This window comes from Amycolatopsis sp. NPDC006131 (assembly GCF_040614175.1).
In the GTDB taxonomy this organism is placed as follows: Bacteria; Actinomycetota; Actinomycetes; order Mycobacteriales; family Pseudonocardiaceae; genus Amycolatopsis_E; species Amycolatopsis_E tucumanensis.
In genome coordinates this window covers 1-12,416 of sequence record NZ_JBEXTX010000163.1, presented here as the reverse complement: position 1 = coordinate 12,416, position 12,416 = coordinate 1, and the positions used below count along the sequence as shown (strand labels likewise).

Below are 12,416 nucleotides of genomic sequence, written 5' to 3'. Positions count from 1 at the left end.
GCGGCGGCTGCCGCGCAACCCGTTCCACAGCCCGATCCCGCCGGCCGGTCCCGTTGGGACACCCCCGCGAGGCGGGTCAGCCGACGGCGGGAACAGCAGGAACGTACGGGAACGAGGCCGACGGAGGCTCGACGACCGATTCCTTCCCGATACCGAGGGCGACCGGCGTGTTGGCCGCGATCGAGAACATCACGTCGGGAGCGTTGTCGGTCAGGGCGCGACCGTTCCACTCGGCGAATCCGAAGGAAGCGGGCGTACCGACGAAGTAGGGCAGGACGTTCGGCAGGAGGCGGCTCACCAGCCGCCGCGCGTACCCGTCCGGGTCTTCCGACGTGCCGTGTGCCGCCACGATCCCGGTGATCTTCTTGACGAGGGCACTGCCGTACATCGCTCGGTCGTCCCTCGGACGACCGGTGTTCATGTCGCCACCGAGCCGCTCGTCGAACTGGGCGAAAAGGGGATGGATCATGGGCAAACCGGCGCGGTTGATCGACCGCCAGCCACCGGCGTCCGTGCGCAGGCTCGAGAGAGCCCAGACACCGATCCGGCGGGACACCGGAAGCTCACCGTCCGGCAGCTCGAGCACGATCGAGTACACCGTGCGACCGGCACAGGCGTTGACCGCCGTCCGGGAAGCCCAGCCGTCGACCGTGATCGTCGTGCCGTACTGCACCGCGTGGCCGACAGCGCGCAGCACGGTCGGTTCGATCCAGAACGGGTCACCGGCCTTTCCTGCCCAGATCCACTCGCCGTTGCGTCCGGGCAACCTCTCGCCGGTGCCACCCTCGCCGGCCAGGGTGCCGACCGCGAACGCGTCCGCGGCGTCGGTTCCCGCGATCCGGCGCACCGTGTAGTGCTGCCCGCCGGTGCCGTCCTGCTCCCCGAATGTGAAGCGATAGGTGATCTCCTCGACCGCGTCGCCGTCCAGGTCGATCTTCAGCTCGTACATCCCTTCCGGATGGAATCCGGGGATCGCCGGCCCGTTCAGCGAGTGCGACACGTTGAGAACGAAAGCCGTACCGACAACTCCGCGGAAAACGTACAAATCGGTGATGTCGAGGCGAACGTCCTGGCGGGCGGCGGGCGAATCAAGGTGGTGTGACAACGCTTGCTCACCTTCGGTCGAGTGCTGCGGCCGGAAGGCCGCGATCGTCAGTGTGGACGGGGAACCGCAGCGCCACCACGTGAATTCGGCCCTATTCGCGTACGAAGGTCTACTCGAGACAAGCGAGGTGGAGTCGTTCGACTCAGGCGAACGGAATGCCGGCAGGGACATCATCGGTACCACCCGACAAAGGAGGAAACACTGATGTCATCTGATCGGAAGTGGGTGCACGCACAGTCGTGCCCCGGAGCCGAGCACGGCGGGGAACAGATTTGAGCAGGCCGACGTTCTCCCGCCGCGGGACGTTCTGGTCCGCGGCTGCCGTTCTCGCCCTCTGCCTGTGGGCCAGCGGCGCACCCAGCGTGCTCTACCCGGTTTACGCCGCCGATTGGGGGCTGCCCTCGGTGGTCACCACGTCGGTGTTCGCGACGTATCCCCTCACCCTGCTCCTCATGCTGCTCTTCGCGGGAGGACTGTCCGATGTGATCGGACGTCGCCGGGCGATGCTGATCGGCATTGTGCTCATCGGCTTCGGCGCCGGGCTCTTCGCGATCGCGACGAACGTCGGAGTCCTCTTCGCCGGACGGGCCGTGCAGGGAATCGGCGTGGGGTTCGCCTTCTCCGCCGCCAGCGCCTCGCTCGTGGAGAACACGGTGTTCACCAGCCCACGCGCTGCTGGAGCGGTGACGACACTGTCCACCTCGGGCGGGCTGACCCTCTCACTCGTGGTCGGCGGCGCACTCGCCCAGCTGCTGCCGTGGCCGCTGGTGCTCGCCCACGTCGTGCTCGCCGTCGTCGCACTCCTTTCCTTCCTGCTCGTGTACTGCACACCGGACGACCGGCCCGCGGGCTCCCGGTTCCTGCCCGAACTGCCCCGGGCGGCTCCCGGAACCCTGGGCGCGGTCACGACGGCCACTCTCGGGGTGGTTGTCGCCTATGCCGTCGGCGCGGTGTTCATGTCCCTTGGTGCGCAAATGGCCCGCCAGCTCGCCGGAACTGGCGACCTGTTCATCACGGGGCTGCTCCTCGGGCTGTCGAGCGCGGTGATCGGGACGACGGCGTTGCTGATCGGCCGTGTTCCGTCGGTGGTCGCGACCCTGATCGGTGCCGTGGTCTCGCTCATCGGCCTGATCCCCATGGTCGTGACCGCCGCGACCGGCTCCTTCGTCCAGTTCCTTCTCTGGTGCGTGATCTCCGGCGCCGGGTACTCGTTCTCGTTCAGCGGTGGGATCAGCCTCGCCGCGAAGGAGTCGCCACCCTCGCACCGCGCACGAACGTTCTCGCTGGTGTACCTGATCGCGTATCTCCTTCAGACCGTGGTGGCGGTGGGCGCGGGCGCGCTGGCGACGGCGCTGGGACTCGCCGCTGCCATCGACTGGATCGCACCCGTCATCGCCGTGCTGTCCGCCGCGCTCCTGGTCGGCTCGCTGGCGGGCATCCGGAAGGCTCGCCAGGGCAAGCTCCAACGCGTTCCAGCACTGACGTCGTGACCGCCGCCGGCAACCCGATCAGGTGCACACGGCGGACCCCGTCCGCGAGGAGCTGGTGACGCCGGCCCGGTGCCGCGCCTGGACCAGGAAAGCACTGGAGCGCCTGAACCGGCTCATTCGCCGCCCGCACCGGCGCCCGCCAAAGGAGTCGCGCCGTTGCGGGTGCCCGCTGAGAACACCCGCGGCTCTGGATGGAGACACGTTCTGCTGGTCGACCGCTTTCAGCCGGTCGCGCTCAGTCCGGTGTCCGTTCGCGGTCGCCGGATGCGCGGGCGGCGCGCGCGGCCAGGTCGGAGAACGCCGCACGCAGCTGCGGTGGGCCGATCACCTCGATCTCGGCGTCGAACCGCGCCAGCCCGGCCGCGAGCGCGGTCCAGGACCACGCTCCGCTCAGCAGCCTGGTCCGTCCCGGCGCGACCTCCTCGACGACGCCGTCACCGGCGAACGGTGCCACGTCGGCGACGGGCAGGTCGAGGATCACCGCACCCCGGCACGGCCACACGTCGGCGGTGGCGGAGCCCTTGAACCGGGCGGCGAGGAACGTCGCGACGTCACCGCCGGGAACCTTCCGCGGGGTGAACCGCGGCCCGTTCGGCACGCGCAACTCCATCCGGTCGGCCCGGTAGATCCGCCAGTCCGCACGCGCGGCGTCCCAGCCGACCAGGTACCACCGTCCGTTCCGCACGACCAGGTGGTGCGGCTGCACCCGCCGCACCGGACGCGACTCGGCCACGCGGGACGGCGACGCGTAGTCGAACCGCACCTCCTCGGTCGCCCGGATCGCCGAGCTCAGCGCGAGCAGCACGTCCGTGCCGACCTGGGTGGGGCTCCCGGCCGGGGTGATCTCGAGCAGGTCGGCGCGCTGCCGCAGACGCGCGGGCATCACCTGGCGCACGGTGGCGAGCGCACGGGCCGCAGCCTCCTCGATGCCGGCGCCGGTCCCGACGGCGATCCGCAGCGCCACCGCGAGCGCCACCGCCTGCTCCTCGTCGAACAGCAACGGCGGCATCTGACTACCGCCTTCGAGCCGGTAACCGCCTTCGGGCCCCTTGATCGCCTTGACGGGGTAACCGAGTTCACGCAACCGGTCGACGTCGCGGCGCACGGTCCGTTCGCTGACGCCGAGGCGGCCGGCGAGCAGAGCGCCCGGCCAGTCCCGGCGGACCTGCAGCAGGGACAGCAGCGAAAGGAGGCGACCCGAGGTCGCCGCCGCGGAAGCGGTCGGCATGAATTCGATGATGCCACCAGAAGAGGACGATCCCTGGCCGCTACCGCTGAGACAGTGGTTCTCGTCGCCGGAAACTCCCGACGACGAGAACCACTCACAAAGGACCGGAAAAGCCATGTCGCTCAACGCTGTCGCCCACCTGAACTTCACCGGCCAGGCCCGCGCCGCACTGGAGTTCTATCAGTCGGTCTTCGGTGGACAGACCACCGTCGTCACCTACGGCGACTTCGGCATGCCCGCCGGGCTGCCCGATGCCACCAAGGTCGTCTTCGGCCAGCTCATCGCCGACAACGGCTTCCGGGTGATGGCCTACGACGTGCCCGGCACCGACGGGCCCGCCGTTCCGGCCACCCCGGCCACCCGACGCGAAAACGGCACCACCCTCACCACGGAGCGCTTTTTCCTGTCCGTCCGCGGCGAGACCGTCGACGAGGTCTCGCCCGTGTGGAAGGGCCTCGCCGAAGGCGCCGCGATCGTCGAAGAATTCGGGCCCTCCCAGTGGGCGCCCGCCTTCGGCATGCTGACCGACCGGTTCGGCGTCACCTGGATCATCGACGTCGCGACCGCGCACGCCTGACTCACCACCCGCTCGCCGCGGGGGACGGCCGGTCCGGCCGTTCCCCGCGACCTGAAGGAGAAGCTCTTTGCAGACCCGTCCCCTCGGCCGCACCGGCATCCAGGTCAGCACCTACACCCTGGGCACGATGATGTTCGGCCCGTACGGCAACCCCGACCCCGAAGCGTGCGTCCGCATCGTCCACCGCGCGCTCGACGGCGGCATCAACACCATCGACACCGCCGACGTCTACGGCGACGGCGAAACCGAGCGGATCGTCGGGAAGGCCCTGCGCGGCCGTCGCGACGACGTCGTCCTCGCCACCAAGGGCAACGGGGCGATGGGCCCCGGCGCGAACCAGCGTGGCAACTCCCGCCGCTGGATCATCTCGGCCGTCGAAGGGTCGTTGCGCCGGCTCGGCGTCGACCACCTCGACCTCTACCAGCTCCACCACCCCGAGCCCGGCACCGACATCGAGGAGCCGATGAGCGCGCTGACCGATCTGCTGCGGGCGGGCAAGGTGCGGGCGATCGGCCACTCCAACCTGCCGGCCTCGGAGATCGTCGAAGCCCAATGGGTGGCGCAGCGGCGGGGGCTGGCCCGGTTCCGCACCGAGCAGCTGCACTACTCCATCCTCAACCGCGGTGTGGAAAACGAGATCCTGCCGGTGTGCCGGCGCTACGAGATGGGTGTCCTCGTCTGGAGCCCCTTGTCGATGGGACTGCTCACCGGCCGGTACCGCAAGAACGGTACGGCGGAGGTTTCGGCAGGCCGGATGCACTGGGTGCCCAGGCACATGACCGACGAACGCAAGATCGACGCCGTCGAAGCCCTCCTCCCCATCGCCGGCCAGGCCGGAATCCTGTTGCGGCACATGGCGATGGCGTTCACCACGGCCCACTCCGCGGTCACCTCGGCGATCATCGGCCCGCGCACGGAGGAACAACTGGACGACCTGCTCGCCGGAGCCGGCACCCAGCTCGGCGACGACCTCCTGGACCGGATCGACGAAATCGTCCCGCCCGGCACCGACCTCGGACCGGTGGACGTGGCCTACGAGCCGCCGCACCTCAGGCATCCGCAACTCCGTCGCCGCGGCGCCGCGGCCCCGGGGCAGCCCTACACTGTTCCTGGTGAGCGGGAACGCTGAACCTGGCTCTCTACTGTCCCGCTTCACCCCGCCGTGGCGGCGGACGTTCGCCCCCTGGTACGTGACACGCCTGCGGTCGCATTTTCTGCTGGTCGACCGCTTTCAGCCGGTCGCGGTCAGCATGAGCACGAACGGGCGCGTGGTGGATGTCGTGTCCTGGGCGTCGTCGGCCGCCGCGCCGGAGGAGCCGGGCTGGCCCAATCGCCGGGTCGTGCCGGGTGAAGACCGGTTGCTGGTGCAGGATCTGCCGGACGGTGCAGGTGTCGTGCTCGAGGTGACCGCCGACGGCCGGCTGGACCACCGGATCGAGCCGGACGTGCCGGAGCACCTCCCGGGAGCGATTCATCGAAGACTGTTCGCGCCGGTGTCCCGCACGGTGGCCGCCGGTGACCCCGGCGGCCACACCTGGCACATCGAATCGATGACCGACGGGTTCTTCCGGTCCGCCGCGGTAACCCTGTCCGGCGTGGGTCGATTCGATCTCCCGCGGCCCGCGTCGGTCAGTGCACTGGCCGCCATGGGCGCCGACCTGGCGTTCGTCTGCGTGCAGCGCGCCGACAAGCGGCCCTGGAACTTCGAACCGGAAACTCAGCTGTGGATGGTGCAGGCTCGCCCGGACCGGCTCACTCCCCGGCTGATGCCGGCGCTCGACATCACCGACCTGTGCTGGCCCCGGCCGCTCGGCCCGGAACACGCCTTGCGCAGGCAAGTGGAGCTCTCGTCGTACCTGACGTACTCGCTGGGGGGTCTGCGCTTCCTGCAGGAGTTCCAAGCCGTCGATCCCGAGTTGACCATCCACGGCGACGTGGCCGCCGGGGATGTCACCGTCGACCTGACGTTCGGGCTTCCCCACCTGCCCGGCGTCCGGTTCCGGCGCCGCGACCGCCCCTTCGACGAACGCGGGGTTCTCGCCGGCGGACTGCGCGACCTCAACATCTCCCTCGAGGAGGACCTCCTCGGCGGGCTGATCGACGCCCTGGCACCCCACGCACCCGGCCTCACCGACGTCTAGTGGGCGGTGCGTAGGGTCACCACTGGCGGCACCACTCAGCGAGAACGGAGAGGTATGGACGACCGGGTGATCGCGCCGGATGGCACTCCGCTCGCGGTGCAGCGCCGGGGCAGCGGGCCGCCCCTCGTGTTGCTCGCCGGGCAGGCCAACGACCACACCTGGTGGGACTCCGCCCGCGCCGACTTCGCCCGCACCACCATCACGATGGACTACCGCGGCACCGGCGCGAGCGGCAAACCCGACGTGCCCTACTCCACCCCGCTCTTCGCCGACGACGTGGTCGCCGTGCTGGACGGGCTCGGCATCGAGCAGGCCGACGTGTACGGCACCTCGATGGGCGGCCGGGTGGCGCAGTGGCTGGCGATCCGCCACCCGCACCGGGTGCGCCGGCTCGTGCTCGGCTGCGCCTCCCCGGGCGGACCGCACGCCGTCGAGCGGTCGGCCGAGGTGCGCCGCGCCCTGCTGCGGCCGGACGCCCGCGAGACGCTCGCCGACCTGATGTACACGCCGGGATGGCGGGCGACCCACCCCGGCCCGTACCGCACGCTCGGCGACCCGTCGATGCCTCCGCACGCCCGCAAACACCACCTGCGGGCCAGCGACCAGCACGACGCCTGGGACGCCCTGCCCGAGATCACCGCCCCGACACTCGTCCTGCACGGCGAGGACGACCGGCTCACCCCCGCCACGAACGCCACCCTGCTCGCCCAGCGCATCCCCGGCGCCCGCCTGCACCTCTTCCCCGGCGCACGCCACGCCTACTTCGAGGAATGCCGCCCCGAAGCCAGCGCCCTCGTCACCGACTTCCTCACCGCAGCGGACTAGGCATCAGCGGTGACACGCTCAATAGCCTGCACAGCGACGTCGGGCTGGTCGACGTAGATGTAGTGCCCGCTGTTCGCCGCCGTGACCGGGTTGCTGTCGCTGGACAGCTTCAGCCACTTGTCCTGCCCCGCGGCCCACGCCTGCTCCAGCGCGGCGCCGTACTCGGGCACCGCGGCGAGGTAGGGCTGCCCGTGCCGGATCACCTCCACCGGGATGTCCCCCGCGAAGCCCACCTCCCCATCCTGCATGGTCAGCATCTCCGGGTTCTCGCCGCCGTAGACCGCCAGGCTCTGCGCGCGCAGCTCGGCCGCCGGGCCGGTGGCCGACTCCGGGATCGCCGCCGTGGTGTCGCCGATGATGGTCGACGGCGTGGCGTCCATCAGCACGAGCCCCGCGACCCGGTCGCGGTGGGCGGGCGCGTAGCGGGCGGCGATCAGCCCGCCGAGCGAGTGCCCGGCCAGCACCACGGGACTGTCGCCGGCGACCCGGTCCAGCACCCCGGTGAGGATCCGGCCTGCGCTGTCGAACGTCTGCGGCCCGCCCGGCTGGTCGCTGGCGCCCTCGCCGAGCCGGTCGTAGGAACAGACCCGGCCCTTCGCGCTCAGCGTCTGCTGGAACCCGGCCAGCTTGTCCAGACCATCGCCGAGCCCGGCCAGCAGGACGACGACCGGCCGGTCTTCCATTTCGGTACCGGAACAGGACACGTTCACCGAACGGCCGTCGACGGTGATCTTCGTCGTGCCGGAGATCGGCTCCGGGCCGGCGGCCGCCGACGTCGGGGCGTCCGACGACTCGGCGGCCTCGTCGCACCCGGCCAGCACCGGCCCGGCGAGGGCGCACAGCAGCGCGGCGACAGCGGTTGACTTGATGTTGCGGAACATTCAGTTCTCCAGTGGGAATCCTCGATCAGCGCCACGCACGCTAGAGGTGCGGAGGGGTCCGAAAGATCCCCGCGGAGTGGACATTCGCGGGTAGCTCGCGCGGGGGACAGATCAGTCCGCCAGCCCGTGCCGATAGGCGTAGACCACGGCCTGCACACGGTCCCGCAGGTCGAGCTTGGTGAGAATCCGCGAAACGTACGTCTTCACGGTCTCCTGGCTGAGCACCAGCGCCGCGGCGATCTCGCTGTTGGACCGGCCGTCGGCGATCAGACGCAGAACCTCCAGCTCACGCGGGGTCAGCGGGGTATCCTCGGCAGCGTCCTGCGGCGGGCGGATCCGCGCGGCGAACCGGCCGATGAGCCGGCGGGTCACCTCCGGAGCAACCAAAGCGGCTCCCGTCGCGACGGTGCGGATGCCGTGCAGCAGCTGCGCCGGCGGTGCGTCTTTCAGGAGGAACCCGCTGGCGCCCGCGCGCAGCGCCTCATAGACGTATTCGTCGAGGTTGAACGTGGTCACCACGAGCACCTTGACCGGCTGAGCCACCCCGGCGCCGGCCAGCAGACGGGTCGCCTCGATGCCGTCGAGGACCGGCATCCGCACGTCCATCACCACGACGTCCGGCCGCAGCCGGGCGGCGAGGTCGACGGCGGTGCGGCCGTCGCCGCACTCGCCGGCCACCTCGAGATCGGGCTGGGCGTCGATGATCGTGGTGAACCCGGCGCGGATCAGCGCCTGGTCGTCACACACCAGGACGCGGGTCATGACGCGCTGCCGGCCGGGATCCGGGCCTGCACCACGAACCCGCCGTCGTCCTGCCGGGCGGTCCGGAATTCGCCGCCGAGCCCGCCGACCCGTTCGCCAAGCCCGGCCAGTCCCCGCCCGCTGCCACCGACCGGCGCGGTCACCGAACCCGCGCTGTCGGTGGCGACCTCGACCGTGATCTCCCGCTTCCCGTGCCGCACCAGGACGCTGGTGCGGCTGCCGTGGGCGTACTTGAGCGCGTTGGTCAACGCCTCTTGCACGACGCGGTAGGCCGTCGCTCCGGCGGCGCCGGTGGGCGGGCCGCCTTCCTCGGTGTACTCCACCGGCTGGCCGGCTTGCCGGGCCTGCTCCACGAGCGCGCGCACATCGCTCCGCGGCTCGTGCTGGGGGTCGAGCACGTCGAGCAGCTGCCGCAGATCGGTGATGGCCTGCCGGCCGGAACCGGTGACGGCGGACAGCGCCTGGTCGAGGCGATCACCGGTCAGGTACCGCGCCGCCTCGGTCTGCACGACCATCGCCGTCACGTGGTGGGTGACGACGTCGTGCAGTTCCCGGGCGATGCGAGTGCGTTCGGCGAGGCGGGCGGTCTCGGCGGCGTGCAGACGGCGTTCCGCTTCCGCGGCCCGGGACTGGCGCAGCCTGCTCCCGATGCCCCAGAGCAGAACCAGGGCCAGGTAGAACGACACGAACCCGGCCACGCCTTCGGCCGGCTCGGGACCGGACAGGGCGATCGCCAACGGGACGTAGGCCACCGACGCCACGATCGCGGTCGTCCACCGCCACCGGTCCAGGTGCGCCCCGGCGCTGATCAGCGCGATGGGCAGCGCGGTTCCCGCGACCGTGTGGTAGCCGTGCAACTGGTCGAGCGCGAACCCCGTCGACACCAGCGCGAGGCAGGCGGCAGGCAGGCGCCTGCGGACGATCAGCGGAAGGCACTCGACGGCGACCACGGCGATGCCCAGCGCGTCCAGAGGACGGTCCGGCACGTCGCCGAGCCGCGTGCCGTTGTTCTGCAGCGCGGGAACCAGCGACGGCAGGAGCAGCACCAGCGCGAGCGGCGCGTCGCGGACCGTGACGTCGAAGCGCCACCACCGATCCGCACTGCGTCGGACGACGATCACGGGAGGAGAGTAGTGGCCCCGGGGAGGACGTCGTTCAGTGGCTGCCGTCGGAGTCGGCGACGGCGGTGACGTCGACCAGGCGGGCGAAGACGACCATCGCGGTGATCGAGCCGGCCACCACGCCGATCGCGAGGTTCGCGGCCATCGCGATGTCGGACACCACCGGCTCCAGCACCAGGCACAGGACCATCAGGAACACCCCGGCCAGGAAGGTCGACGCGGGGTGCGCACGCCACCGGCCCGGACGTTGATCATCGTCTGGCCGATCATCGTCCGGCACGCCCGGGACCGGCAGCGAAGAGGGCAGCGCGCCCTTGTCCCCACGGTCGGCACCGCGATGCCGGCCGCGATGGTCCGGTCCGCTCGGCCACCTCGCCGATCTGCATCCGCTCGCCCACACCAGGTCCTTCCACCGCGATTTCCCCGCGAGCACACCCACTTCGCGATCTCTTGACCTCGACCATACTGGAGGTTGCATCGTCGTGGCATGACGACGAAAACCGATGCGGTGACAGTGCTCGGCCTCGGCGAAATGGGCTCGGCGATCGCCAGGGTGTTCCTGGAGCGCGGGTACCGCACGACGATCTGGAACCGGACCGCGAGCAAGGCGGCGCCACTGGTCGAGGCCGGAGCCACCGCGGCCCCGACTGCGGCGGAAGCCGTCGCGGCGAGCCCGCTCGTGGTGGTGTGCCTGCTCGACGGCGCGGCGGTGGACGGCGTGTTGTCGTCCATTGAGGACACCGTCGCGGGCAAGGTCCTGGTGAACGTCACAAGCGGATCTCCGGGCCAGGCCAGGGCGAACGACCGGTGGGCGCACGAGCACGGCGCCCGCTACGTCGATGGCAAGATCATGGGCGACCCGCCGTACGTGGGCACCGAGAACGCCCGGTTCCTGTTCAGCGGCACCGCGTTCGGCGAGCACGAAGAGGCGCTGCGCGAACTGGGGGCCGTCAGCTACCACGGCGAGGACCCCGGGGCGGCGGCCGTGGAGTTCCTGGCCCACGTCGCCATGGGGTACGAACTGCTCCTCGGCTTCCTGCACACGCTCAAGCTCGTGCAGGCCGAAGGCGCCGACCTGGCCGGGTTCGCCGACCGCTTCGCCGCTTCGCTGACCGCCTACCAGCCGCTGCTGACCTCGATCGCCAAGGCCGTCGAGAACCGCGAGTACCCGCCGGACCTCGGCCCGCTCGACGTCCAGGTCGCGTTGATGGACGACCTGATCGGCCACCGCGAGTCGGCCGGTGTGGAAGCCGTCCGCATGCGGGAGACCAAGGAGCTGATGACGCGCCGGATCGCCGACGGCCATGGCGGGCAGGGCTTCTCGAGCGTGTTCGAGCTGTTGGGCTAGCGCGGACCGGGGACCGCGGGGGCGGCGGATTCCCGTCGCCCCCCGCGGAGTCAGCCCGCTTCCGTCAGATCCCGGGTGACCTGATCGATCCGCTGGATCCGGCCGTCCGCAGCGAGCCTGCCGAACAGGTACACCTCCGCGGCGAAGGTCTTGCCCTTGCGGAGCCTGGTGCGCAACGTCCAGCGGGCCGCTATCCGATCGCCTTCGACGAGCGCGTCGTGGATCTCGGCTCCGGACCAGTCGCCGCCGGCAGGCCGGTCGACGTTCTTGCGCACCGGCCGCACGTGATCGATCATCCGCTGCCGGTCGATGACCAGCCCGTCGTTGCAGTACTCGAAGTCCGGCGCGAAGTAGCGGTCGAGGATCGCGCCCGGGTCCTCTGCCGACAACGCCATGTCCCGGGTGTAGGTGACGAGGAAGTCGGCGAGGTCCGCCGCGGATCTGATGGCCATCGCATCCACCTTCGTAGGAGTACGCCATACGCTAACGGTGCCAACATAGCAGCCGCCCGGAGATCACCGCCCAATGCAGTAACGCGGGGTGGCGATCTTGGCGGCAGGGATTGCGCCGGTCAGCCGAACGCGTCTTCCCCGGTCGGCCGTACCGCGCCGCGGGTCCGGCAGGCACCGTCGGGCGATTGACGAGCGGAGGCCCGGTGCGAATTCTCCTTCTGTGCTCGGCCTTCAACGGCCTGAGCCAGCGAGCGTGGACCACGCTCCGGGCCCGCGGTCACCACGTCACGGTGCACGTCGTGCACGACCCGGACACCATCCCCGGCGCGGCCGCGGCCGCCGGGCCGGACCTCATCGTCTGCCCGTTCCTGCGCCACCGGGTGCCCGACGCGGTGTGGCGCGCCCACCGCACGATCATCATCCACCCCGGTCCTCCGGGCGACCGGGGCCCGTCGTCGCTGGACTGGGCGATCATGGACGGTGAGC

Annotated in this window: 13 protein-coding genes and 1 pseudogene; 7 read left to right on the top strand and 7 right to left on the bottom strand. The window is 70.8% G+C overall.

The window, feature by feature from the left end; translation table 11 throughout:
• Nucleotides 1-76: 76 nt before the first annotated feature.
• Complete coding sequence (locus ABZ215_RS40980; protein ID WP_354956150.1) at nt 77-1,279, bottom strand: DUF4331 family protein; 1,203 nt, start codon at nt 1,277-1,279, stop codon at nt 77-79.
• 98 nt (nt 1,280-1,377) lie between these two features.
• On the opposite strand from ABZ215_RS40980, the gene ABZ215_RS40975 reads away from it, so the two are divergent.
• Nucleotides 1,378-2,595 (top strand): MFS transporter, encoded by a 1,218-nt coding sequence (locus ABZ215_RS40975; RefSeq protein WP_354956148.1) that lies wholly within the window; start codon nt 1,378-1,380, stop codon nt 2,593-2,595.
• Between the two features lie 235 nt (nt 2,596-2,830).
• Here ABZ215_RS40975 and ABZ215_RS40970 read toward each other — a convergent pair whose 3' ends face one another.
• On the bottom strand, nt 2,831-3,823 hold the full coding sequence (locus tag ABZ215_RS40970; protein WP_354956146.1) for a WYL domain-containing protein: 993 nt from the start codon (nt 3,821-3,823) through the stop codon (nt 2,831-2,833).
• Nucleotides 3,824-3,938: 115 nt separating this feature from the next.
• Here ABZ215_RS40970 and ABZ215_RS40965 point away from each other — a divergent pair, with 115 nt between their 5' ends.
• From ABZ215_RS40965 to ABZ215_RS40950, 4 genes are all read left to right on the top strand, one after another.
• The gene (locus tag ABZ215_RS40965) at nt 3,939-4,400 is read left to right on the top strand and encodes a VOC family protein (protein WP_354956144.1); all 462 of its coding nucleotides are present in this window, start codon (nt 3,939-3,941) and stop codon (nt 4,398-4,400) included.
• 67 nt (nt 4,401-4,467) lie between these two features.
• On the top strand, nt 4,468-5,529 hold the full coding sequence (locus tag ABZ215_RS40960) for an aldo/keto reductase (protein ID WP_354956142.1): 1,062 nt from the start codon (nt 4,468-4,470) through the stop codon (nt 5,527-5,529).
• Entirely contained in the window at nt 5,513-6,541 is a 1,029-nt protein-coding gene (locus ABZ215_RS40955; protein WP_354956140.1) for a hypothetical protein, read from the top strand. The genes ABZ215_RS40960 and ABZ215_RS40955 overlap by 17 nt, the downstream gene beginning before the upstream one ends.
• Nucleotides 6,542-6,595: 54 nt before the next feature.
• Nucleotides 6,596-7,366 carry an alpha/beta fold hydrolase gene (locus tag ABZ215_RS40950; protein WP_354956138.1) on the top strand — a complete coding sequence of 257 codons (771 nt, stop codon included), beginning with the start codon at nt 6,596-6,598 and terminating at the stop codon, nt 7,364-7,366.
• Here ABZ215_RS40950 and ABZ215_RS40945 read toward each other — a convergent pair.
• The 4 genes from ABZ215_RS40945 to ABZ215_RS40930 form a co-directional block, all read right to left on the bottom strand.
• On the bottom strand, nt 7,363-8,247 hold the full coding sequence (locus ABZ215_RS40945) for an alpha/beta hydrolase (RefSeq protein WP_354956136.1): 885 nt from the start codon (nt 8,245-8,247) through the stop codon (nt 7,363-7,365). The two genes, ABZ215_RS40950 and ABZ215_RS40945, sit on opposite strands and share 4 nt — an antisense overlap.
• Before the next feature lie 111 nt (nt 8,248-8,358).
• Complete coding sequence (locus ABZ215_RS40940) at nt 8,359-9,009, bottom strand: response regulator transcription factor (protein WP_354956134.1); 651 nt, start codon at nt 9,007-9,009, stop codon at nt 8,359-8,361.
• Entirely contained in the window at nt 9,006-10,130 is a 1,125-nt protein-coding gene (locus ABZ215_RS40935) for a histidine kinase (protein WP_354956132.1), read from the bottom strand. The genes ABZ215_RS40940 and ABZ215_RS40935 overlap by 4 nt, the downstream gene beginning before the upstream one ends.
• 34 nt (nt 10,131-10,164) lie before the next feature.
• The gene (locus tag ABZ215_RS40930) at nt 10,165-10,329 is read right to left on the bottom strand and encodes a hypothetical protein (protein WP_354956130.1); all 165 of its coding nucleotides are present in this window, start codon (nt 10,327-10,329) and stop codon (nt 10,165-10,167) included.
• Between the two features lie 288 nt (nt 10,330-10,617).
• Here ABZ215_RS40930 and ABZ215_RS40925 point away from each other — a divergent pair, with 288 nt between their 5' ends.
• Nucleotides 10,618-11,478 carry an NAD(P)-binding domain-containing protein gene (locus tag ABZ215_RS40925; RefSeq protein ID WP_354956128.1) on the top strand — a complete coding sequence of 287 codons (861 nt, stop codon included), beginning with the start codon at nt 10,618-10,620 and terminating at the stop codon, nt 11,476-11,478.
• A 50-nt stretch (nt 11,479-11,528) separates the two neighbouring features.
• Here the strand turns inward: ABZ215_RS40925 and ABZ215_RS40920 are convergent, their stop codons facing one another.
• Entirely contained in the window at nt 11,529-11,930 is a 402-nt protein-coding gene (locus tag ABZ215_RS40920) for a nuclear transport factor 2 family protein (RefSeq protein ID WP_020417131.1), read from the bottom strand.
• Between the two features lie 203 nt (nt 11,931-12,133).
• Here ABZ215_RS40920 and ABZ215_RS40915 point away from each other — a divergent pair.
• A pseudogene (locus ABZ215_RS40915) lies at nt 12,134-12,416 on the top strand (formyl transferase); the annotation flags it as partial.

Coding starts and splice junctions, on each gene's coding strand:
- ABZ215_RS40980 (WP_354956150.1), bottom strand. CDS start 1,279: ATGATGTCCCTGCCGGCATTCCGTTCGCCTGAGTCGAACGACTCCACC.
- ABZ215_RS40970 (WP_354956146.1), bottom strand. CDS start 3,823: ATGCCGACCGCTTCCGCGGCGGCGACCTCGGGTCGCCTCCTTTCGCTG.
- ABZ215_RS40965 (WP_354956144.1), top strand. CDS start 3,939: ATGTCGCTCAACGCTGTCGCCCACCTGAACTTCACCGGCCAGGCCCGC.
- ABZ215_RS40950 (WP_354956138.1), top strand. CDS start 6,596: ATGGACGACCGGGTGATCGCGCCGGATGGCACTCCGCTCGCGGTGCAG.
- ABZ215_RS40945 (WP_354956136.1), bottom strand. CDS start 8,247: ATGTTCCGCAACATCAAGTCAACCGCTGTCGCCGCGCTGCTGTGCGCC.
- ABZ215_RS40940 (WP_354956134.1), bottom strand. CDS start 9,009: ATGACCCGCGTCCTGGTGTGTGACGACCAGGCGCTGATCCGCGCCGGG.
- ABZ215_RS40925 (WP_354956128.1), top strand. CDS start 10,618: ATGACGACGAAAACCGATGCGGTGACAGTGCTCGGCCTCGGCGAAATG.
- ABZ215_RS40920 (WP_020417131.1), bottom strand. CDS start 11,930: ATGGCCATCAGATCCGCGGCGGACCTCGCCGACTTCCTCGTCACCTAC.